Source organism: Algoriphagus algorifonticola, from assembly GCF_007655305.1.
GTDB classification, from domain to species: domain Bacteria; phylum Bacteroidota; class Bacteroidia; order Cytophagales; family Cyclobacteriaceae; genus Algoriphagus; species Algoriphagus algorifonticola.
In genome coordinates this window covers 1-21,857 of record NZ_VLOG01000066.1, presented here as the reverse complement: position 1 = coordinate 21,857, position 21,857 = coordinate 1, and the positions used below count along the sequence as shown (strand labels likewise).

The following is a 21,857-nucleotide window of genomic DNA, read 5'->3' as shown; positions in this document are numbered from 1 at the left end:
ATCAGTTCAAAATCTTTTCTGCCTAATTGAATTTTGATCAATCACAGTCAAAGCAACTTCAAATGAAATATTTTTAGAGTTCACCACTTTTTCCAATAGCCTTCCAGTAAATTCAGGATTTTCTGGTTTCTGACGTATAAAGATCACACCAACCTTAGGCCTAAAGCCATATTTAAAGATCAATTCTCCATAATCACTATCATGGGTAAGAATTGTCCGGTATTGTTCATTTGAGATTTTTATTACTTCTTCATCACTTATCCCTGAAAAATCCAAGCCAACAGAAATTATATCCCAGCCCTTACTTAGAAGGTATTTCACACTGGCTTGAGGAATAATTTCATTAGCTAAAAACTTCATTTACCACTTTCAGCAGCTTCTGAGAAAAGAAACCCATCCTTCATCATTTCCTGAATGTAGGCAAAAACTGCACGAATTGAATTGGGCGTTAATCTTGGGTAATTCTCCAATAAGTCCTTCTCAGACCATCCAGAAGCCAAAAGATCTAAAATATGCTCAATAGAAATCCTGGTTCCTTTGATGGTAGGTTTTCCTAACAAAACACGATTATCAAATGTGATGTGTTCTCTCCAGTTCATACTTCAATTTACGATAAATTTAAATTATTGGCTATTTTATAAAACCAATCATAATTTTCGCTGAAAGAAGGGAAAGAGGAATTCCTCCTCCAGGATGAACAGAGCCTCCACAGAAATACAAATTTTTGATAAAGGATGAATAATTTGCATGCCGGAGAAAAGCAGCAAACTTATTATTGGAGCTGTTTCCATAAAGTGCTCCTTGGGCACTGGAAGTTTTGGATTCAATGGTTCTTGGATCCAAAATCTCTTCTACCTCAATCAATGATTCTATATCAGTTTGAAGCACCCTATTCACTTTGGAAATGATATTTTTCTTGGCCACTTGAATCAATTGATCCCAATCTTGCCCTTGATTATTCGGCACATTGATCATGGTAAACCAGTTCATACTACCTTCAGGGGCATCATCGGGTTTACAGACTGAGGTAATGTTGATATAGACAGTCGGATCCTGGTATATACTGCCCTTTTCAAAAATATGCTCGAACTCAGCTTTATAGTTTTCAGAAAATAAGATGTTGTGTAGACCTAGCTGCTTAAACTCCTTCTTGACTCCCCAATAAAAAATCAAGGCAGAGCTGGACTTGGGCTGATTCAATAGCCTTTTGGGTTGCTTTTGCTTTTTCAAAAGGCTCTTATAGGCATTAACCATGTCCATATTATTGATCACTAAGTCGGCTTGCTTTTCCTTTCCAGAAACGATTATTCCCACTGCCTTACCTTTTACAACGATGATCTCTTCCACTTTTGAATTGAAGTGAAACTGTACACCCATAGACTTCGCGAGTTTGTAAATACTCTGAGTGATGTCATGCATCCCTTTTTTGGGGAAATATGCTCCCCGATTGAATTCCAAATGAGGGATAATATTCAAGGTAGCTGGAGTCTGATAGGGGTCAGAACCATTATACGTAGCATATCGGTTGAATAGCTGAACCATTTTTGGGTTTTCGAACAGGGTCTCGTTAGCCTGATTCATAGTCGAAAAAATACCCAGTTTACCCATTTTTAAATAAGATTTGAGCGCTTGGGCATTGGTCCAGGTACTGAATTGATGCAAAGACCTATGCATAAAAAGAGGAGACAAGTTCTCATAGATAAAGGCTGAATTTTTTAAAGCCTTTCTCACATGAGAAGCAGGTTCTCCTAATTTCGTCTCCACTTCCTCCGCAAATTGATTGATATCCGCGAATGCTTTGATTTGCTTGCCATCTTCCCAGAAATAATGGCAGGCTATATCCAGCTTTTGGTATTCAAAGTGGTCTTTGGAATCCTTTCCCGCAAGCCTAAACAGCTCTTCAACTTGCTCAGGAAGTGTAAAAAGAGAGGGCCCTGCATCAAAACGGTAAGCTCCTAATTGAATTTCTGAAAGTTTCCCTCCAGGGTATGAGTTAGCCTCAAAGACTTCTACTTCGAAGCCTTTCGCAGCCAAACGAACGGATGAAGCAAGCCCCGCTATTCCGGAACCTATAATGATTGCTTTTTTAGACATAACCTTAATCAAAAAGCAAACTACAAAAAACAGCTTGGAGTTATATTCATTTCAAAAACTCTTTCAAAAAAGTACTGCTTGGGTTTAATAATTGAATCTAATTTCAGGAAAAAAATAAACTACAAATAACTGATAATCAGAAACTTTTTTTATGATTTAAAATACAATCTATCCAATTTTTATGTATTTTTATTGAGAATTCTATTCACTATGAAAATCAAAAAAACCGCCAATTTTTCCATCGGGTTATGGAGCTTGGCAATTGTCCTTTTTACTTTTGGGTGTAGTCAAATTGAAGATCCTGATTTTTTGGATCAATTAGAGATTCCTGAAAGAGTTGATTTTATCAAAGGTTCTCCTTATGGAGATATGAATGCCAGAGTGATTATCAGTGAAGCTGAAGTATGTGGAGAAAGTTCTGAGACCTGTTTATTAGCGGGAAGGACTATTGAAGTCGGAAATGTCGAAGTATACAATGATGAAGATTTTGTATATATCACTGCTTCTACTGAAGGAACAGACTGGTATTTTTTCGAAAGCCATTTAAAAATCTCTGAAACAGCTCAGGGTTTGGGTACTGGAAAGAATCCGGCGCCAGGAAAATTTCCATACAAAGAGACCTATGACCCAGTACTTCAGGTAGTTACCTATGAATTTGAAATTGGAGATATTCCAAGTACCTTCTTTTGGGCATTTCATGCCGTAGTCTTACGAATAGATGAAGAAACTGGCGATGTGCTTCAAAGCGAAAGTGCGTGGGGCTGTGGACCAAGGTTTGTAAATAAGGGTAGCTGGGCTACTTATTCCGGTCCCTTTACTATTCAAGAGTGTGAGGAAGACGAGATTGAAGAAATAGACGATGAGTGTTATGAAGGAGAAACAGGCTGGGCGGGTGCTAGTTCAGGTGCTGGCAATGCCTGGTGGTATTATTTTGATACTGAGGGAGATGCTACCCAGATGATTTATGCAGGCCAAAACGCCACAGACGGATCTATCGAATGGGATGGCGTGAATCTTACAATTGATTTAGGATCCATGATTCTTCAAGATGTATCTGATCCAGTTAAAGTTCAGGGATATGATGAGCTCCCCTCCAAAAGACCAGCTGCGGGATTATTTACCACTTATAAAGGTGAAGATTTGACCATAGCAGGTGACGGCTCCAGATATTACGCTATTCATTTAGACCTATTAGTACCTGTAGAGTGCCCTGAAGAGCAATAGTTTATCCTTCAGGAATATAAAAAAGCCTCCAAAATTTAGATTTTGGAGGCTTTCTTTTTTTACCGATCAGCCCTGAAAGCTATTGGATCAGCAGTGGAATCTTTGTCCCCTATGACAAAACCATTGGACCTGATACCATTCAAAAGGAGTATTCCTGCAACGTGCGGGGTTGCCATGGAGGTACCGCTTTTAGAAGCATAACCACCTCCAGGAACAGTTGATTTGACTCCCCTTCCCGGAGCGGCATAGTCAATCGGGGGATTGCCATAATTAGAAAAAGAAGATAGTGCCCCATTGGAGTCCATAGAGGAAATGGTAAAAATATTAGTTCCATTAACTCTGGCAGGAGAATAATTATTGGCATCCGCGGCACTGTTTCCGGCTGCGATAGCAAAATAGATACCTTTCGCGGCTGCATTGAGCACTGCTTGATCTTGAGTAGAGCTTGCTGATCCTCCCAAACTCAAATTAGCAACGTCTCCCGGTTTACCCACAGCCGCCACATAATCTATCCCTGCAATTACCCATGATTTTTGGCCGGAACCTGTCGGTCCCAACACTTTAATAGGAACCACTTGCGCCCCTGCAGCAACACCAACTACGCCAAAAGTATTGTTGATTGCTGCAATAGTACCTGCCACATGTGTTCCATGGCTATGCTCATCATCTAATGTTGTGCTTACCTCATCGGGAACTGCCTTAAAGCCTAAGCTAGCATTCACATTCAAATCCGGATGGTCCAAATCTATCCCAGTATCAATCACAAAAGCTACATTGGTCCCTCTATAAGTAGAAAAACCTCCAACTCTATTTATTCCCCATGGAACTTCCTGATTAGGATCAGATATCTCGGGCTCATAATCAGTCCCTGGATTAGGATCTGGCTCAGGGTCCGGGCTTGGGTCTGGCGTTGGGTCAGGTGTAGGCTCTGGAGTCGGTTCTGGATCTTTATTTTTTGGTCCTTTGTTGGTGTTTCCACCACCACCTCCGCCTTTTCCGGGACTATCCGGTTTGCCCAAAGCAATGATTTCATCGGGTTCTATAGATATTATTCGGGGATCATTTTTGATCGCCTCATATTGTGCGGGTTCAAGGTGAACAGAGAACCCGTCAATCGCAGCACTGTAAGTGAACCTTACATTGGAGGCAGCAATTTTATATTGAGCCAGTAAATCATGAGAATATTTTCTCATTGCGGCCTGATTGGCCTGATAATCATTCCCTTTTCTGAAGTTTAGGGAAGTAGGCTGCAAACGAACAATAAATTCGCCTTCAATGATTTGGGAATTATAATTTACCAGATCTTGAGTAGAAAGTTCCATGTTTGGAGCTTCTGCTTCCTGACAGCTCCACACTATCGCCGATAAAGCTAGCGTGAGAATCAATTTGGTTTGGAGTGATTTTTTCATAGCTATTTGATTGATGGTCAATTTTTTATTGCTGTTATACACTTAAATGAATTTTGAATTTGAGGCAAGAAAAAAGCCTTCTCGTTGGAGAAGGCTTTGCAGCAGACTTGAAGCCTGAACATTTATTTGTTACCCTATTTTCTTTCATTAATTTTTAAATCAGGGTATAAATATAATATAGAATATACAAGACATCCAAATTTTATTATGTATTTATTTATTCTACAAAATATTATTTTTCAAAAACAATTAAGTGATAATGAAATCGTGCTAATGCTGGATATTTGACATAAACCGAAAACTATAAAGGAACTATTTATTTTGTAACAAATTTTTTGAATGGCGTTTTTTTGTATTTGAATTACACTTATATTTATATCATAAATTAAAAAACTATGAAAAAAACTTTTACATCAAGCCTTCTGGGATTAGTGATCTCATGCTTGCTTTTAGCTTCTTGTAGCCAATTGGCTACTTTTGAAAATGAAGATCTGATGCTGGAGCAAACCAGCGCAGACAAGGCGGGATTCAAATTGAGTCCTTTTGGAACAGGTATTGAAAATGCAAGAACATACGCAGCTACTGACTGTGAAAACTTCTGCATTGATCCAGCTGATCCTGAGTATTCGGTGCAAACCTCTACTATATCTAATAATAGTGGGCCTCAAACACGTGTATTTACCTACTCAGTTTACAACACTCTGACAGGATTTCAATTAGATTGGAGTTATACGGCAAATAACAATGCTGGAAGAAAGCTAAAAATAACTGTTTCTGGAGCAGGATTAACAATTCCTCAGAGTTATACCACAAATCAGTTGAATGGTTCAGGAGGAACCAATCAAAACCCCGGAACTATTACTGACTCATATAATTTTCCATTTAATTCCTCTTGGGCTGCATGTGGGATTGTTACCATTGAAGCAGAAATTCTAGACGGGGAAAACGTATTAGTATCTGGACCAGTAATATCTAATTACAACTTGATTGGTGAATGTGAAGGATGTGATATAGACGGCAATGAATTTTCCGGTGATGCTGTTTCCTGTGCCCAGAATGGACGTGAAGCAGTTTATACCTTTGGATCTGAGGATGGAGTAGGCTACTTTAAAATGCAAGGTGGATTAACCAACTTCACAGGTGACAATGCATCAATTTATATCAACGGTGCTCTAGTTGACTTCAATACTACTTCATCTGATGGATGGGCTACTGGAACAGTAGAAGGATACACCGTTGGACAAAGAACTCCTGGCGGTTCGTCAAACCGAAATATAAGAGTTGAGGGAGGTCTTAATTCTTGTGAAGAAGTTGAAGTAAGAATTGTTTGGAGTTCCTCCAACTCAGGAAGTACTATCACGGGTGATTGGTCTGTAAAAGATGAGGCTGGCGTGGATCTTGCACCAGAAGTTGCAGGACTCTCTTGTTCTTAATACTTGGTTAGACACAAAGACATAAAAACCCTTCGGTATGCCCGAAGGGTTTTTATTATGTATTTTTTTAGATGAGCTTGTAAGCAAGTGGTATCAGCAACAACACAAAAACCTTGAAAAATTTAATCTCAAGGCTATTTTCATCAATCAAACGGCATCAAGCACCCAACATTATATCTTCTCAAATATCCTCCTGAAGCTTGTTGCCTCGGCGATTCTTCCCCGAAGTTCTGAGGTCGCTACACGCTCCTGTTCAGTGGTATCCTAATGACGGATAGTAACTGTATAATCTTCTAAAGTCTGCTGATCAACGGCAATACAGAAAGAAGTACCAACTAAATACTGTCTTGCAGAACGTTTACCAATAGAAGCAGCATCTTCATAAATGATATTGAAATCATACTTCAATAAATCCAAAATCTCTTGTGCTATTTCAGGCAAGCTATCCTTTTCGCCTTACTTTGATCCTTCAGAAGCAATATTCCAGGATATAAATGATTTTATATCACAAGCTGGCAAAGGTCTCTTTTTCGATTCATGGCTGGACGGAACTTACCAGTGAGTGGACATCCTCACTGAAGAATTAAAAAAACTTAGAGAGCAGTGAAGTTTTTACAAAACAGAATTCAAATCTTGTCTCCCAACGATTGCCATGATTTCTACTTTCCCGTTTTTAATTCGAAAATAAATACTATCAGACCCACAAACACAACGTCGGTATCCTTCTTTAATAAAATCTACAGATTCGAACGAATAAGGCCTTTGGGCAATAATTTCGAAATACTGGAAAAACGAATTAAAATACTTGTCTGCCTGAGCCAGTCCAAATCGCTGAACTCCGAAATGGTGTATTCGAATCAAGTCCATCTTAGCTGCTTGACTCAAGCGATATTCAGCCATTTAACAAATTCTTTGATTCAGCTAAAATGTCTTCCTTGCTTTCAGAAGTAAATCCGCTGGATTCAGCTTTTTCGAGCTTTTCTCGGATCCAATCTATTTCTACTTGCTGCTTCCTGGCCTGACGGATCAAATCATTCACCAATTCGCTTTTGCTAGAATACTCTTCTTTATCCACCTGGGACTTGAGCCATTCATCATTTGGTTTGGTTAATGTAATACTTTGCCTAGTCATTTTAATTTCATTTGATGTAAATATACACCAAAAATGAATCACAGGGTATTCTGGATTCAGAATATTTTAAATGGGTTTTAGAAAAAAAGGCAGCAGAAAAGAAAAAATTGCCTTAGGCATAGTAATTTTTTAATAAGCATAAAAAAAGCCTTGAAAAATTTAATCTCAAGGCTTTTTTCATCAATCATCGGGCATCAAGCACCCAACATTATATCTTCTCAAATATCCTCCTGAAGCTAGTTGCCTCGGCGATTCTTCCATGAAGTTCTGAAATCGTTACACGCTCCTGTTCTGTGGTATCCCGATGACGAATAGTTACCGTATTATCTTCTAAAGTCTGATGATCAACTGCAATACAGAAAGGAGTACCAATTAAATCCTGTCTAGCATAACGTTTCCCAATAGAAGCAGCGTCTTCATAGATGATATTGAAATCGTACTTCAATAAATCCACGATCTCCTGTGCTTTTTCAGGCAAGCCATCCTTTTTGGTCAAAGGTAATATCGCTGCTTTCACAGGAGCAATGGCAGGATGGAACTTCAAATAGGTTCTGCTTTTCTCTTCTGTCTTTTCTTCAGTATAGGCATTGCAAAGGGTCAACAAAAACAAGCGGTCAGCACCTATTGAAGTCTCGATCACATAAGGAATGTAATTTTGATTGACTTCAGGATCGAAATATTGCTGCTTCTTCTTGGAGAATTCTTGATGGGATTTCAAATCAAAGTCAGTTCTGGAATGTATCCCTTCCACTTCTTTGAAACCAAAAGGAAATTCATATTCTATATCCATGGCCGCATTAGCATAATGTGCCAATTTTTCATGGTCATGCTTTCTGAGCTTTTCGGCAGGAGTACCCAATGCAAGGTGCCAGTTCATTCGAGTTTCTGACCATTGCTTATACCAATCTAATTCAGTACCAGGGCGTACAAAAAACTGCATTTCCATTTGCTCAAATTCACGCATACGGAAAATAAACTGACGGGCTACAATCTCATTTCGGAAGGCCTTTCCTATCTGTGCAATCCCGAAAGGAACCTTCATCCTAGCAGTCTTTTGCACATTCAGGAAATTCACAAAAATCCCCTGAGCTGTTTCAGGACGCAAGTAAATGGTCGAAGCATCTTCTGCTACAGATCCCACTTGCGTTGAGAACATTAAGTTGAATTGACGTACATCCGTCCAATTGGTCGTTCCGCTGATTGGACAAGTTATACCCGTATTCACGATCAAGTCACGCACACCGGCCAAGTCCTCTGCTTCCAACAAGCGAGCTAGAGCAGCTGTGAGTTGCCTCGCTTCTTCAACTTTTCCCTCATTCTCCATTTTGGCAGCATGCTCCTCCACCAAGACATCCGCTCGATAGCGCTTCTTGCTGTCCTTATTATCAATCATGGGATCATTGAAGGAATCCACGTGACCGGAGGCTTTCCAAGTGGTCGGATGCATAAAAATCGCCGCATCGATCCCCACGATATTCTCGTGCACTCGGGTCATGGTCTCCCACCAGAGACGCTTGAGATTATTCTTCAATTCCACTCCATAAGCACCATAATCATAGACAGCTTGCAAGCCATCGTAGATTTCGGAACTAGGGTATACAAAACCATACTCTTTAGCATGGGAAATAATATCTTTCAATTGGGCGTTTTCCGCCGGTGTCGCTGTCTTTGCCATAGGGCGCAAAATTAAGGAAACAAATTAATTTCAGCTATTAAATGAGTAATATGAATCTCTTTCAGCATGAAGAACCTATTTCTCTTGGGAATTAAAATGAGGTGCTAGGTAATTTGAAAAATTAAGTGAATTGATGACAGGAGACCGAAGATTAGAATCTTGATTTTGAAGATTTGGTCTTTAGAAAAGTTATGAGGAATTATGGGTCTTCTACTCCGATTCAACTTTCATTTTGCCACAAAACTCTTTTGGGAACGGCGCGGTGGGCTGACGCAGCAGCGGGCCAGCGTCATGCCAAGTGCGCCTGCCTGGCGGCGAGACAGGGTTGGAGCTTCCCCCTGCACTCACTGGCTCAAAAACTATCGTTTTTGCCCTGTCTTGTCCCGATTCTCGGGATGGTTCTTTTGGATCAAGCCAAAAGAACAAAGAAAATTTAAGAGCGATTTTTACTAAACTACGGCAAAGCAATGCTTTATTAAAGCAAGCTTCTCTTTCCTTTCGAGTCTAAGATATCAAATCCTAAATCTATCAAGAACCAATATATGGCTAAAGGTATGATTTTGGATAACCTTAAAACAAAAAAGGCTACAACCCTTTGAGATTATAGCCTAATTTTCTTTTTCAAATTCTACCTGATAGTATACTTAAATCCTACTCCTCCACGAAGGTAGCTGCCGTACTCTCCGTAGAAAACAGGGGCGGCTTCGATTACGAAACCAAACTTTTTATCATTGAATGGTTTCAAAAACACCCCAAATGGAATAGCTAAATAGGTATCATCATAATATCTGTCCCTTCTGGGGTGGTAGTGGTCAAAAAGCCCCAAAGCGGCGCCAACGTACACATTGACATCTGATTTTCTGACAAAATTATACCCTCCCATCAATTCCAAACCGGTTCTTCTCCCCAAACCGAGGCGAGCTTCCCCAAATAACTCCTTGTCTGTGTCCGTGCCAACTGTGATAAAATTTCGTGAGTTTTGGATATTTATCCCGACACTTACCTGTGCTTTAGCCAAGGATATCATTCCAAAAACGAATAGGCATAGTACTGTTATTTTTTTCATAGTAAATAAATGTTGGTATATACTGAAACTTGGGCAAACTCCAAGCCAATTACAAAGTTTGAAGCTTGCCGTAAAAATTTCAATCGACATAAAATTAGATTCAAAAAAGTTAGGAATAATTACAATCGAAAACTGAAAGCCTCATATTGAATTTTTTATTTTTTATGGCTGATTTTCAAATAGTTACTCAGGCGTGTAGAGGATTTTTAGTTGAGAAACAACCAGAGTTTTTCATAATACGTTTTTTCACCCAAGTATTTAACTCTATCCTATCATGAAAAAACTATTTCTATTCTTTTCCTTATTTTTCAGCTACTTCAATACAATTGCCCAAACAGAAAAAGGTTCTGTTTTTTTAAGCGGGCAACTCAATATCTCTAGTCAGACAATAGAAAATAACAATGCTACATTAAAATCAAATAATTTCTCTTTTAGACCTTCTACAGGTCTCTTTATTTCCGATAACTGGCTACTAGGAGTTCAAACAAACCTGAGTTCCTCCAGGATCAAGGATTCTTTTAACTCAGGTAGAGAAATACAAACCCAATCTAATCGAGTTCTGATCGGACCATTTGTCAGAAGATATTTTCCAATTGAAGAAAAATTGGCATTCTTCGGAGGGCTGAATGCAGCTTATGGAAACTCAAGGTTAAAGAGAGATCAAAATACAGCAGGTGTCTTAGAGTTATTTTCTAAAGGCAGAAATTTCTTTACTCATATCGATGTTGGTCTTACTTATTTTCCAAAAAAATGGTTGGGAATTGAATTATCTGCTCAACCCTTATCCTATGTCTATCAAATAGAAGAGAGCGTACAGAATAATTCCTCTACTAACTCTAATATCTTTAGCTTCGATTTAAATACAAGTTCTATTTTCTTGGGAATTAACTTTTTTTTAAATAAAAAATAAAGAAGAATTAAGGCTTTAATCCAGCTCTAAATCAATCTTGGATACCATTCAACTCATTATGAAAAAAGTTCTTTTTCTTTTCATTATTAGCTTATTTACCTGTCAAACTTTAAGCTTTGCTCAATTTGATAAAGGTAAATTTTTGGTAATTGGATCTCTTGATTTTACAAATGAAACATTGAGGTATGATAACAATCAGATTGCAGGTTCAAACTCGACTATAATTTATCCAATTTTCGTAAGAGAAACTTCATTTGAAATAAATCCAACGCTAGGGTATTTTGTGTCGGATCTTTGGGCCATTGGACTTTCTGGAGGAATAGGTTTTGGCAAGGGATTGATCAAATACTCTCCGTCTTCAGTAGTCGAAGAATCAGTTGGGAAAACAAATACAGCTAGTCTCGGAGTCTTCATGAGAAAATACTGGGTTTGGACTGATAAATTTTCCTTGTTTGCCGAATTAAGTGCAAAACATAATTGGGGTTCTACCAGGCAAAAAATGAATAATAGTAGTTCGCAAGAAGCTAACATTTTACCCCATACATATACTGCTCAGACTGGCCTTGGAGTTAACTATCAAATATTTCCTAAGCTAGGAGTAGAGCTTAATATTCCAATATTATCCTTTTCTAGTGTTCTCAATGGTTATAATTATGGGATGGACCCCAAGTCCAAATCATGGAATTTTGCTTTCGCAGATAACATAAGACTTGGGTTCAACCTTCTATTTTGAAACTATAATCCCCCACTGGGATTGGAATAGGATGGATTTATAAAAAGACGTTGACTAGGTGTAGTTTGTAACTACACCTTTCTATCAATACAAATTTGTAATTGGACATGGTCTAAGCGGATAGGTTTTACAGCTGGATACCAATTATAAATTGGTTAGGATAAGAGGGTGGAATTGCAAATTCCACCCAGCCTCAACTGGAATTTCAAAGCCTGTTGAAGAGATTTTGCGCCCAGATGGGGGATGGCCTTACTAATTTAATTTTTAATGGAGTTCACCATAAATAGTCACTCCACATTCAGGTTCCCAATTTCCATCTGAATTTTTCTTTTGTACATAAAGACCCTTATCCTTTTTCGACCTAAAGAAAAAGAAAGCGTAATTTCCCAAAATTATCGGTTCTGAAAGCATCAATCCATTATTAGAATTTGTAAAACGTTTTATTTGAAATCTATCATCAATAAGCTTTTTTGAAAGCTTTTTTACTTGGAGACTTTTAACTGAAACCCTTAAGTCTTCAAAGGCTTTAGCTAGATTTTGGTCTTTTTCAAAGAGACAAAATCCAAGACCATGTGAATTTGAAAATTCTTCTCCCCAGACCTCATTCATCCAAACTTCAAATCCAATAGTCTTCTTGTTAATTGTTATTATTCTCTCATTTGAATGGGGCCATGCACTAGAAATCACTAAATACTTTTCTGGACTAATTCCAAATTCCTTCTGAGCAAAACAGTTTATTGAAAGAATAAATGATAAGAAAAAAACTACAATTTGGAGTTTTAAATAATTAGCATTTTTCACCATTAGATTTATTGTTTCCTGTGGCCTCATTTTCAATAATTTCTTTAATTCCTGACCAGCTACTACCTGTCGGAATTAGTTCATTCGCCTCATCTAGTAATTCAGAAGTATTATCTTTTATTAATCCAGCAAATGACAACTTGTAATAATAGTCAAACCCTAAACTACCACCTGTAGGTCCATATTTTTTATCCCAATTGTAACGATTTCAGCCAAGCTAATTCCTGAAAATCTTCAATTATGCGCATTTCCAGTATTTTGGCAAAAAGCCACCCCTAAATGGCATGGCTTTCTAATCAAATTAATCAGTGAAAACTACATACAACGGGATCGAGCATTCATAGACCCATTCTCCTTTTTCATTCTTTTTTTGAACATCTAAACTTTCTGAATTGGGATATTTAAACAATACAAAAGAGAAGTCTCCTATAATGATCGGCTCTGTAAGGGACAAATAGGGTTGCTCTGTCAAATCTTTGACCAAAACAAATCTTTTTCCCAGCTTCCTAGGATTAAACTCTTTGACCTTAATATTCCTTACATGATCGATTAATTGATCGATGGCTTGTTCTAATTTGGAATCCTCAAAAGAGCAAAGTGCAATGCCCCAATCCTCCCTGTAGTAGTCCCCATACAATAGGTGGACCCAAGATTTGTAATCGATTGTCTGAAAGAAAATCCGCGTTTGATCTTTTCCGGAATTTCTGAAGGCTCCTTCGATCACCTCATACTGTTCTTTTGTCAGCCTATCTTTTTGTTGAGCTTCGCAAACCAAAGAAGATCCGAGTAGGACAAGGAATACAAATCCATTAATTACATTTCGTGCCATTTGCTTGATTGCTTCCAGATGCTTCATTTTTCAGAATTTGATCGATTTCAGCCCAGCTACTTCCTGATGGAATGAGTGGTTTTGCTTCATCGATTAGTTGCGTATTATCAGAAGGATTGACTAATCCTCCAAAGGCCATTTTGTAGTAGTAATCGAACCCTAAATTCCCACCCGTAGGCCCATATTTTTTATTCCAATTGTAACGATTTCAGCCCCGTTGATTTCTGACAATCTTCAATTAGGCGCGTTTCCAGCGTATTGGTGAAAAGCCATCCCTAAATGGCATGGCTTTTATTAGAATCAATTAATGCAAATCAAATTGGAGAGGAATTCCGCACTCATAATTCCAATTTCCCAATGTGTCTTTTTTTAGAACGTGAACACTTTTTTGATCTAAACTTCTACTAAAAACAAAAGAATAATCGCCTATGCTAATTGGCTCAGAAAGAAAACTAGCTTTTGATCTTTTTTTTCTCTTCGAAGTTTTAATTTTATCCGAAAGTTTTTTCCTATTGATTTCTTTTTCTTCTAAGTCAAATACCTGTTTTTTTAATTCAGAAAAAGCCAGTTTAATGTCCGATTCTTTGAATGAACAAAAACCGACTCCTATATCTGAGTAATTATCTTCATTCCATAACGACTGCATCCAAGATTCAAATGGTATGGTATGATAATAAACATAAATGGTCTTTTCTTTTGCCTTTCTATATGCACTTTCCAAGACTTTATATTGTTCCTCTGTCAACTCTGCCTTTCTTTGACCGAAGCTCTCATTTTGAAGTATTAAGAGAAAGACGAAGGATAAACATATTTTAATTACACTTTTCTCCATTTGCATTATAATTTCCGGTCGCTTCGTTCTCTAATATTTTACTAATCTCACTCCAACTGCTTCCAGAAGGAATAAAGTCTTTTACTTCATCCAATGGATCTTCCGTTCCGTCTTTCAAGAGTCCTCCAAAAGCCATCTTGTAATAATAGTCAAACCCTAAACTACCACCTGTAGGTCCATATTTTTTATCCCAATAATTAAAAGATACTGCGATAGGAAATAAGAAAGGCTGATACTAATTAAGTACCAGCTTTTCTCAGGATTACAAGCTTACTGCAAATCTATAGGGAAATATATTCCACAAGCATAATCCCAGTTACCTTGGTCGTTTTTCTTTTGAACATTAAGCGCTCTCCCGTAAAATGATTTAATAAATTGAAAAGAGTATTCATTAATAATGATTGGCTCAGATATAGCTGAAACATTCTTGCTAGGAATTATTTTGACCTTGAATTTAGAATCAAGCTCTTTCGAATTAATCTTTTTCGAACCAAGGTTTACCATTACATTTTTGAATTCATTAAACTCTTTCTCAAATTCAGAATCTTTGATCAAACAATTGCCAATTACCTCTAGATCTTCAAAATTAGTAGTCTTAATAAACCCCATCCACGACTCGTATTCAAGAGTTTTCTTGTATAACTTAATCTGTTTTTCAGAAGAGTATTTGAAAATACTATTAATTACTAGGTGCTGTTCCTTTTTAAGCAATTTGACTTTTTGGGAATACACATTTTGAAAACCCAAGAATAGGAAAAGAATTAATCCGAGGTTTAAATAAGTTTTAATCGCACTTCTCACCATTTGCTTGATAGTTTCCAGTTGCTTCGTTCTCCAAAATTTTTCTTATTTCATCCCAGCTGACTCCATCAGGAAGATATGGTTTCGCTTCCAGTATCAATTCTCTAGTACCATTTTTTACTAATCCACCAAAAGCCATCTTGTAATAGTAGTCAAAACCTAAACTACCACCTGTAGGTCCATATTTTTTATCCCAATTGTATAATGAGACAGCCATACCTAAAATAAATTGACTCATTAGAGAATGGTGGGCGTCATTTATGATACCTGGATATTTTCTTCCATATTCAACAAGTAATTGATGTGTGTTCATGTCTGTGGCAGAACGATATGATGTTTGTTTTCTCAGATAGGCATGGACCGTTTCGTGAATAATTGTTCTGGCTATACTCAGAGATGTTGCTTTTAGCAGATAATCGTTACTCAATGTTATGGTGATGATACCATTTACAATAGGAGAAGTAGATCCACCAGCCTCTGAACCTGTATTTCCATTTTGAATCCGATAGTCAAATTGTCCACTTTGTTCAAATAGATCCAGCATTCCCGGAAAGATATCCAAGCTACCCAGCCCTGTTATATCAGTGAGATACGCATTCCCTTTAGAAAGCTCCAAGAAAATATCTGCAGCGCAGGGGTTAGTCAGTTGATTGATGATCGTCGAGGGTGCTGGTATCGAAGGGGGATCATAAGTAGGTTCATCTCTAGGAGGAACTGGAATAGGGTCATCGCAGCATGGAGGACGTTGATAGTCATCTCCGCCTCCTGATCCTGAGCCTCCTTGACTTCCTCCTCTTTGCCACTCACAGGTATGGGCATGAGTCGTACCGAGATACTCCCCTGTGTTTCCATCATACCAATCGGTAGCTACAACATAACAATGGATGGCCTCATCCATATTTTCTGGTCCAAAAGAACCCTTTTTACCATTTACCGCACTCACCTGCATTTCTCTGGTATGGGTAATTTGCCCTTGGTCTATCTTATACCCGATAAGGTAGTGCTCATCGTATGTCCAAATATCCAAGGTGCCGGACCAGTCAAATGGAAGACCACTGAAGCTTATATTATTAAATTTTTCAATAGAGTTGAGATTATCTGGATAATACCTGGCAATAAGCGGATCAAAGCGATCCAGTGTGGGATGCCTTACAAACATGATATTCTGAATCATCAGCTCAGCGGGGTTTTGATTGGGAAAACTATCGAGCAAGGTTTTTGGATAATACTTGGTGGCATTCTCTAGAGACACCTCAAACACCTCCCTGCCATCGGGAAAGTAGTAATGATGAAACTGATCCCAATCCGGTTCCTTTTCGAAGAAAGGTAAAATCAACTCCTGAGATTCACTGCGATAGTTACTCCCTCGCTCAGGTAATCTCAAATTGGTTTTGTTGCTCTCAAACCAATCTCTCACCTGAGAAATTTCTGTAACCTCTAGCTCGCGAAGCTCTGGGCTTTCAGGCTCTTCTATACAAGATGTGAGCAGTAGAAAAATTCCAAAAATAAGCCCAAAACCTAATCTAATCAGATTTTTGTACTTGGGGGGAGGCAAAAGTGTTGTTCATAAATTTTTAACTTAGTTGATCGATTAAATGATACGTCAATCTAAAACTTAAAATCTAATTTTCAAACTCTGAAACCAAAAAAAACCCAAATCTTTCGACTTGGGGATTCAAAAAATACGGGTTGATTTTAGCCATTAACTAAAAATCCCAAGCCTAACGACTTGGGATTTTCAGATTTCTCACTTTAGCTTTCTGACTTATTTCTTACTTTCAGCCACTGCGTGATGCGCTGCTCTCGCCGCAAAGGCCATGTAAGTCAATGATGGATTTTGTGTGGATGTTGAAGTCATAGAGGCTCCATCTGTCACATAGACATTGGGAACTGCATGCAGCTGATGATGGGCATTGAGAAGGGAGGTTTTGGGGTCTTTACCCATTCTTACGCCGCCCATTTCATGGATGTCCAAGCCTGGAGCCCTATGGTCATCCCGAGTGCGGATATTAGTTACCCCGGCTTTCTCAAACATCTCCGTCATTTGCTCCAGATAATCTTTGACCATTTTTTCATCGTTATCATCGTATTCCACTGAGATTTTCAACTGAGGCATGCCCCACTCATCCTTCAGATTCGGGTCCAAAGCCACATAGTTGCTTTCTTTAGGAATGGTCTCACCCATCATATGGGATCCTACATACCATGGGCCATATTGGTCTGGATTGAGAAGGCTGTTTTTCAAATCCATTCCCAAACCTTCTGTATTGGGGCGTACTCCACGTCCGGCAGAAAAGCCTGCTGCATATCCCCGCAAAAAGTCTGTTTCCTGCTTATAAACATTCCTAAACCGTGGGAAATAGCCACTAGTAGGTCTTCCTCCTGTGGTAGTGTACTCCTCCAAACCTTCGAATTCCCCAGACACTCCTGCTCTATAGTTGTGGAAAGCTACATATTTGCCCAAGAGTCCATTGTCATTGCCCAAACCATTAGGGAATCGGCTGGAAGTGGAATTCATCAGGATCAAATTGGAATTCAGTGCTGCGGCATTTAGGAAAATCACATCCGCGTAGAATTCTTCCATTTCTTTGGTCAGTCGGTCAATAATTCGAACCCCACTTGCTTTCCCCTTTTCTTCATCATAAATGATAGAATGAACCACAGCTTCTGGTCTTAAAGTCAGGTTTCCTGTTTTCAAAGCCCAAGGAATCGTCGATGAATTGGAGCTGAAATAACCTCCAAATGGGCAGCCACGTTGACAGAGATTCCTGTTTTGACACAGAGCTCTTCCCTGCTGCGCAAAGAAATCTGCATTTCCATGAATATGCGCACAACGGGCGGAAATCATATGTCGATCTCCTCCATAATGCTTTTTGAGTTGCTCCTGAAAATATTTCTCCATCACATTCAACTCATAGCCTGGCAAAAATTCCCCATCAGGCAAGGTATCCAGTCCATCTCTATTTCCAGAAACCCCGGCAAACTTTTCCACATGGCTATACCATGGCGCTAGATCCTTATAGCGAATTGGCCAGTCCACCGCAAAACCATCCCTAGCAGGACCTTCAAAATCAAAATCTGACCAGCGCTGCACTTGCCTTGCCCAAAGCAATGATTTCCCTCCCACCTGATAGCCACGAATCCAATCAAAAGGCTTTTCCTGTACATAAGGGTGCTCCGTGTCCTTCACAAAAAAGTGTATGGCGTCTTCCCGGAATGCATAACATCTGCTGACCACGGGATTTTCTTTTTTGATATCCTCAGGAACCTGCCCCCTATGCTCAAATTCATATGGAAGCATGTTGGTAGTGGGGTAATCCTTGATATGCTCCACATTTCTACCACGCTCCAGCATCAAAGTCTTCACGCCTAAATCACATAGTTCCTTAGCAGCCCAACCACCACTGATACCCGAGCCGATTACAATGGCTTGATAGGTTCTTTCCTGCTTGCTTTTAATATTCAGATTAGCCATTGATTCTTGGTTTTTGAAAATCAGAAATTAGCACGGCTCCATTGTACTCTCCGGGAATCAGAGAATAAGGGATGATTTCTGTTTGAATGTATTCGGATGCCATGTACCCTTGTATGGTCAGGCGCTTGGTTGTATTGAGAAAATACTGAATATCTTGTTTCACTTTTCCTTCCTCGGTGTCGTCGCCCTCTAGCATCAAGCCTTCTTTGACCTTGGCTTCTTTTTCTTTGGGAGAAAGTTGATCAAATTCCTTTCCTGCAAATTCAGGAAACGCTCTTAATCCTTTCATAAATCTGGACTGAGACTCTTCCTCCATACAATCATTGACCATGACTAAAATGAAATCGGGAACAGCCAATTCAAGTGCTCCTTTGATTTCACCTGCCGGAATTATGGTATTGGAGATGGCACCTAAAAGCTCTTTCTCAGAACTCTTCACTTTTAATTTTTGATAGGCGGCCAAGATATCGTCACTACTGAAATCACAGGATGGAATCAAAGCCAGCCCACCTGAAATCAGCGCAATATGCCGTAAAGCATGACGTCTATTCATAGGTTTAAATTTTGGGTTTTATGCAAATCGAAGCAGAAAGTAGGGAATTTTCATCCAATATCCCAGATAAGATAGGATACTGGAATTCCTATTTGATCAGCGGGTTAAAATGCCCAACTCCGCAAGAGTCGCAGCCTTACCATCTGCCGTTTTCAAGGCTTTTAGTTGAATATACCTGGCGTTAACTGGATTGAATCTTTTGAGCTGTTCAACTGGACTATTGACCACATTGGAAAATTCTCCGGAGCTGACTTCTTTCCAGTTTTTCCCATCAGCACTGATTGAAAAAGAAAAGTTGGTGATATGACCGCTGGGATATCTGGCCTGCATCGGTAAATAGCTAAAGCCTTTTATTGCTTTTACCTCTCCCAAATCTACGCTGAATACATTCTGCTCCAGGGTCACAAATGTTGAAGCCTTTTCATCAATTCCTTCTTCCTGATCCGCCTTCCACAAAGCCTTTGAGGGGCCCAGATTTTCTGTTAACACTTCGCTTGATTCTTCTGTTGTCTGGTCATAAGACCGAACTGTTAGCGTAATTGCATTTTCTGCCAGAAAAGGTTGACTATAAGTAATATTCGGTTCCGAACCATCCACAGAATACAATAAATCGAGCCCTTGATCTGGTGAAATCAGGGTGACCATTCCTGACTTTTCTCGTTGGATTTTGGGAGCTTCCAACAATTTGGGAGCATGATAAAGCTTAACTTCGGATATCACCGGGATATCTTTTCCATCAGTAAATCGCACTCGGATTTTCTCGGCTGTTTGGTCTTCAAAACGAAGTATGCGCTTATAGCCCACTGTAGTTCCATCCGCTATAATTTCCCAAACTCCATTCACTTCCTTTTCTAACACAAAAGATTTTACGCGCTGTCCCAATGGCGTATATTCCTGAATCAGAAGACGGTTGAATGTAGTTTCATCATTAAATTCCAGCTCTAAATCTGCCTGAATCTGCCCATCTGGAACAGTCCAATAGGTGGAATAATCTCCATCAGCAGCCAAACTAGCCTCGAAGCCATCTCCCCGTTCTGCACTTCCAGTGACGCTAGCCCCTAGAGCCAAATTTCTTTTAAAATCTTCCCGGATTTTTTCAGCAAATCGCAAAATAGCCTCCTCGTCATTTTCGTGTATCAAACCCCTTCTATCCACAGGAAAATTGATTAATAGAGAAGAGTTTCGGCCAATGCTTTTGTAATAAATCTCTATCAGTTCCGGCAAGGTTTTGACCTTATGATCCTCATAGGCATGATAGTACCAACCCGGCCGAATGCTAACATCTGATTCTGCAGGAACCCAGTGCGTTCCATTTTCTTGTCCAGCTGCCCATTTTTCAGAATACTCCGGCATACCTGCATATACCGAATCACGGTAGAGATTTGACCAAGTAGTTTCGTAAGCAAAGCCATGCTCATTTCCAACCCATCGAATATCAGGACCGGCATCACTAAAAAGTACAGCATTGGGTTGAAGTTTTCTAACCAAGTCATGGGTATTCTCCCAGTCATAATAGGTCAATTTATCTACCTTCCGGGTTTCATTGGCGCCTCCATACCAACCATCCCCACCATTGGCACCATCAAACCACACCTCAAAAATATCCCCATAATTCCTCAATAATTCGGTGAGTTGATTGCGCATATAGGTGATGTACTCAGGTTTTCCATAATCTGGGTGATTTCTATCCCAAGGGGAATAATAAATCCCTACTTCCAAACCATATTCCCGACAGGCATCCACAAATTCCTGAATCAAATCTCCTTTCCCTTCACGCCAGGGACTATTTTTAACTGAATGCTCTGTGTAAGCGGATGGCCAAAGACAAAAACCATCGTGATGTTTTGCAGTAATAATTAGGCCCTTCATCCCTGCCTTTTTTGCTATTCTTGCCCATTGTCGGGCGTCCAACTCGGTCGGATTAAACTGCTCAGGAGACTCGTCACCAAACCCCCATTCCCTGTCCGAAAAAGTATTCATATTGAAATGAATAAATCCATAATACCCCATTTCTTGCCAGACGATTTGCCGTTCATCGGGAATAGGATAGACGGGTTCCGGAGGGGATACTTTTTGCTGGCAAAAGCTAAAAATCAGCAAGAAAGCAATAGGAAGTAGATTTCTCATAAAGGCTATTTAATATGGAATACTACATATTTTTTAAAGAAAAGGAAAGAAGGAACTTAAAGGCTGCCCTTTCGTAAATCTTTCTCTATCAATGTCACGGGTAAAATCATCAACCCACTGATGCACAGTAAAAGTTACAAAATGAACTGCCCCCTGATCCAGAATTTGATATGAAATGCCCATGAGGAAAAATCTCACACAACTTGTCCCGTCCGCCGCGGCGGATCGGGAGGGTATGATTATCCTGGGCATTCCATCTGACCACTGAAAAACAAATTATAAACAGATGAAAAAGCCATAACAAAAATTAAATCTTTCGGATTGAAAATTCTTTTCACCATGTTCCTCGGAATTTGCAATCCATGTTCCTCGGAATTTGCAATTCCGAGGCAGTTTTGTAGGATTTGTAATCCGCTTTTTATTATCCAAACACCTCTATTTCTAGCTTACCTTTTCTAATACCATAAAAATCAGCGGCACTACTCCAAATGTATTCCTCCTCTTTTTCTACAAACCCAGCTCTTACGGGGTTTAAATGGATATAATTTGATTTTTGAGCAAAAAATTCTCTAGAATAAATTTCCTCTCCATGATATCCTTCCTCCCAAAACCAAATTCTATTCTCTATACTAAACATTTTGCTGAGCCATTCCCGCCTGCTTTCAAGGGGATTTTCTTTGATTAAAGAAAAAAGACTTTTAGCAGTAAACTTTTTAAAATCCCTTATGATATCACTTAGATTTTCTTCTTTGGCTCTTAAAAT

21 protein-coding genes and 2 pseudogenes are annotated in these 21,857 nt (G+C 39.1%); 4 read left to right on the top strand and 19 right to left on the bottom strand.

All coding sequences use genetic code 11. The annotated features are described in order from the left end of the window. Nucleotides 1-6: 6 nt before the first annotated feature. Genes FL972_RS18860 through crtD form a run of 3 tightly spaced genes read right to left on the bottom strand, consistent with a single transcriptional unit; the run spans nt 7 to nt 2,094 of the window. On the bottom strand, nt 7-360 hold the full coding sequence (locus FL972_RS18860; protein WP_144607536.1) for a DUF5615 family PIN-like protein: 354 nt from the start codon (nt 358-360) through the stop codon (nt 7-9). Beyond that, nucleotides 357-599 (bottom strand): DUF433 domain-containing protein, encoded by a 243-nt coding sequence (locus FL972_RS18855; protein ID WP_144607535.1) that lies wholly within the window; start codon nt 597-599, stop codon nt 357-359. The genes FL972_RS18860 and FL972_RS18855 overlap by 4 nt, the downstream gene beginning before the upstream one ends. 31 nt (nt 600-630) lie before the next feature. After that, a complete protein-coding gene (gene crtD / locus FL972_RS18850; RefSeq protein WP_144607534.1) occupies nt 631-2,094 on the bottom strand; it encodes a 1-hydroxycarotenoid 3,4-desaturase CrtD in 1,464 nt (487 codons plus the stop codon). A 210-nt stretch (nt 2,095-2,304) separates the two neighbouring features. On the opposite strand from crtD, the gene FL972_RS18845 reads away from it, so the two are divergent. After that, entirely contained in the window at nt 2,305-3,318 is a 1,014-nt protein-coding gene (locus FL972_RS18845) for a hypothetical protein (protein ID WP_144607533.1), read from the top strand. Between the two features lie 59 nt (nt 3,319-3,377). Here FL972_RS18845 and FL972_RS18840 read toward each other — a convergent pair whose 3' ends face one another. Next, nucleotides 3,378-4,727, bottom strand: a complete 1,350-nt coding sequence (locus FL972_RS18840) for a S8 family serine peptidase (protein WP_250161395.1) — start codon at nt 4,725-4,727, stop codon at nt 3,378-3,380. 395 nt (nt 4,728-5,122) lie between these two features. Here FL972_RS18840 and FL972_RS18835 point away from each other — a divergent pair, with 395 nt between their 5' ends. Next, nucleotides 5,123-6,160: a hypothetical protein gene (locus tag FL972_RS18835; protein ID WP_144607532.1), complete on the top strand. Its 1,038-nt coding sequence runs from the start codon at nt 5,123-5,125 to the stop codon at nt 6,158-6,160. Between the two features lie 171 nt (nt 6,161-6,331). On the opposite strand, the pseudogene FL972_RS18830 reads toward FL972_RS18835, so the two are convergent. From FL972_RS18830 to FL972_RS18810, 5 genes and pseudogenes are all read right to left on the bottom strand, one after another. Beyond that, nucleotides 6,332-6,613, bottom strand: a pseudogene (locus tag FL972_RS18830) (His/Gly/Thr/Pro-type tRNA ligase C-terminal domain-containing protein); the annotation flags it as partial. A 159-nt stretch (nt 6,614-6,772) separates the two neighbouring features. Next, nucleotides 6,773-7,060: a type II toxin-antitoxin system RelE/ParE family toxin gene (locus FL972_RS18825; RefSeq protein WP_144607531.1), complete on the bottom strand. Its 288-nt coding sequence runs from the start codon at nt 7,058-7,060 to the stop codon at nt 6,773-6,775. Next, the gene (locus FL972_RS18820) at nt 7,053-7,292 is read right to left on the bottom strand and encodes a ribbon-helix-helix domain-containing protein (RefSeq protein WP_144607530.1); all 240 of its coding nucleotides are present in this window, start codon (nt 7,290-7,292) and stop codon (nt 7,053-7,055) included. The genes FL972_RS18825 and FL972_RS18820 overlap by 8 nt, the downstream gene beginning before the upstream one ends. A gap of 208 nt (nt 7,293-7,500) precedes the next feature. Next, a complete protein-coding gene (locus FL972_RS18815; protein ID WP_144607529.1) occupies nt 7,501-8,967 on the bottom strand; it encodes a glycine--tRNA ligase in 1,467 nt (488 codons plus the stop codon). A 628-nt stretch (nt 8,968-9,595) separates the two neighbouring features. After that, on the bottom strand, nt 9,596-10,033 hold the full coding sequence (locus tag FL972_RS18810) for an outer membrane insertion C- signal (RefSeq protein ID WP_144607528.1): 438 nt from the start codon (nt 10,031-10,033) through the stop codon (nt 9,596-9,598). Nucleotides 10,034-10,307: 274 nt separating this feature from the next. Between FL972_RS18810 and FL972_RS18805 the strand changes: the two genes are divergently transcribed. Then, nucleotides 10,308-10,943 carry a hypothetical protein gene (locus FL972_RS18805; protein WP_144607527.1) on the top strand — a complete coding sequence of 212 codons (636 nt, stop codon included), beginning with the start codon at nt 10,308-10,310 and terminating at the stop codon, nt 10,941-10,943. 58 nt (nt 10,944-11,001) lie between these two features. Then, complete coding sequence (locus FL972_RS18800; protein ID WP_144607526.1) at nt 11,002-11,676, top strand: hypothetical protein; 675 nt, start codon at nt 11,002-11,004, stop codon at nt 11,674-11,676. Nucleotides 11,677-11,940: 264 nt separating this feature from the next. On the opposite strand, the gene FL972_RS18795 is transcribed toward FL972_RS18800, so the two are convergent. The 10 genes and pseudogenes from FL972_RS18795 to FL972_RS19485 form a co-directional block, all read right to left on the bottom strand. Beyond that, the gene (locus tag FL972_RS18795; protein ID WP_144607525.1) at nt 11,941-12,507 is read right to left on the bottom strand and encodes a hypothetical protein; all 567 of its coding nucleotides are present in this window, start codon (nt 12,505-12,507) and stop codon (nt 11,941-11,943) included. A gap of 271 nt (nt 12,508-12,778) precedes the next feature. Continuing rightward, nucleotides 12,779-13,333, bottom strand: a complete 555-nt coding sequence (locus FL972_RS18790) for a hypothetical protein (protein ID WP_144607524.1) — start codon at nt 13,331-13,333, stop codon at nt 12,779-12,781. 277 nt (nt 13,334-13,610) lie between these two features. Further along, entirely contained in the window at nt 13,611-14,051 is a 441-nt protein-coding gene (locus FL972_RS18785; protein ID WP_144607523.1) for a hypothetical protein, read from the bottom strand. Nucleotides 14,052-14,118: 67 nt separating this feature from the next. Then, nucleotides 14,119-14,274: a hypothetical protein gene (locus FL972_RS19490; protein ID WP_186300152.1), complete on the bottom strand. Its 156-nt coding sequence runs from the start codon at nt 14,272-14,274 to the stop codon at nt 14,119-14,121. Between the two features lie 134 nt (nt 14,275-14,408). Then, entirely contained in the window at nt 14,409-14,849 is a 441-nt protein-coding gene (locus FL972_RS18780; RefSeq protein WP_144607522.1) for a hypothetical protein, read from the bottom strand. A gap of 73 nt (nt 14,850-14,922) precedes the next feature. Continuing rightward, complete coding sequence (locus tag FL972_RS18775) at nt 14,923-16,494, bottom strand: hypothetical protein (protein WP_144607521.1); 1,572 nt, start codon at nt 16,492-16,494, stop codon at nt 14,923-14,925. Between the two features lie 210 nt (nt 16,495-16,704). Beyond that, nucleotides 16,705-18,414: a GMC oxidoreductase gene (locus FL972_RS18770; RefSeq protein ID WP_144607520.1), complete on the bottom strand. Its 1,710-nt coding sequence runs from the start codon at nt 18,412-18,414 to the stop codon at nt 16,705-16,707. Continuing rightward, a complete protein-coding gene (locus FL972_RS18765; RefSeq protein ID WP_144607519.1) occupies nt 18,407-18,967 on the bottom strand; it encodes a gluconate 2-dehydrogenase subunit 3 family protein in 561 nt (186 codons plus the stop codon). The genes FL972_RS18770 and FL972_RS18765 overlap by 8 nt, the downstream gene beginning before the upstream one ends. A 96-nt stretch (nt 18,968-19,063) precedes the next feature. Then, nucleotides 19,064-21,094, bottom strand: a complete 2,031-nt coding sequence (locus FL972_RS18760; protein WP_144607518.1) for an alpha-L-fucosidase — start codon at nt 21,092-21,094, stop codon at nt 19,064-19,066. A 421-nt stretch (nt 21,095-21,515) separates the two neighbouring features. Continuing rightward, nucleotides 21,516-21,857, bottom strand: a pseudogene (locus tag FL972_RS19485) (REP-associated tyrosine transposase); the annotation flags it as partial.

Coding starts and splice junctions, on each gene's coding strand:
- FL972_RS18860 (WP_144607536.1), bottom strand. CDS start 360: ATGAAGTTTTTAGCTAATGAAATTATTCCTCAAGCCAGTGTGAAATAC.
- FL972_RS18855 (WP_144607535.1), bottom strand. CDS start 599: ATGAACTGGAGAGAACACATCACATTTGATAATCGTGTTTTGTTAGGA.
- crtD (WP_144607534.1), bottom strand. CDS start 2,094: ATGTCTAAAAAAGCAATCATTATAGGTTCCGGAATAGCGGGGCTTGCT.
- FL972_RS18845 (WP_144607533.1), top strand. CDS start 2,305: ATGAAAATCAAAAAAACCGCCAATTTTTCCATCGGGTTATGGAGCTTG.
- FL972_RS18840 (WP_250161395.1), bottom strand. CDS start 4,727: ATGAAAAAATCACTCCAAACCAAATTGATTCTCACGCTAGCTTTATCG.
- FL972_RS18835 (WP_144607532.1), top strand. CDS start 5,123: ATGAAAAAAACTTTTACATCAAGCCTTCTGGGATTAGTGATCTCATGC.
- FL972_RS18825 (WP_144607531.1), bottom strand. CDS start 7,060: ATGGCTGAATATCGCTTGAGTCAAGCAGCTAAGATGGACTTGATTCGA.
- FL972_RS18820 (WP_144607530.1), bottom strand. CDS start 7,292: ATGACTAGGCAAAGTATTACATTAACCAAACCAAATGATGAATGGCTC.
- FL972_RS18815 (WP_144607529.1), bottom strand. CDS start 8,967: ATGGCAAAGACAGCGACACCGGCGGAAAACGCCCAATTGAAAGATATT.
- FL972_RS18810 (WP_144607528.1), bottom strand. CDS start 10,033: ATGAAAAAAATAACAGTACTATGCCTATTCGTTTTTGGAATGATATCC.
- FL972_RS18805 (WP_144607527.1), top strand. CDS start 10,308: ATGAAAAAACTATTTCTATTCTTTTCCTTATTTTTCAGCTACTTCAAT.
- FL972_RS18800 (WP_144607526.1), top strand. CDS start 11,002: ATGAAAAAAGTTCTTTTTCTTTTCATTATTAGCTTATTTACCTGTCAA.
- FL972_RS18795 (WP_144607525.1), bottom strand. CDS start 12,507: ATGAGGCCACAGGAAACAATAAATCTAATGGTGAAAAATGCTAATTAT.
- FL972_RS18790 (WP_144607524.1), bottom strand. CDS start 13,333: ATGAAGCATCTGGAAGCAATCAAGCAAATGGCACGAAATGTAATTAAT.
- FL972_RS19490 (WP_186300152.1), bottom strand. CDS start 14,274: ATGGCTTTTGGAGGACTCTTGAAAGACGGAACGGAAGATCCATTGGAT.
- FL972_RS18770 (WP_144607520.1), bottom strand. CDS start 18,414: ATGGCTAATCTGAATATTAAAAGCAAGCAGGAAAGAACCTATCAAGCC.
- FL972_RS18765 (WP_144607519.1), bottom strand. CDS start 18,967: ATGAATAGACGTCATGCTTTACGGCATATTGCGCTGATTTCAGGTGGG.
- FL972_RS18760 (WP_144607518.1), bottom strand. CDS start 21,094: ATGAGAAATCTACTTCCTATTGCTTTCTTGCTGATTTTTAGCTTTTGC.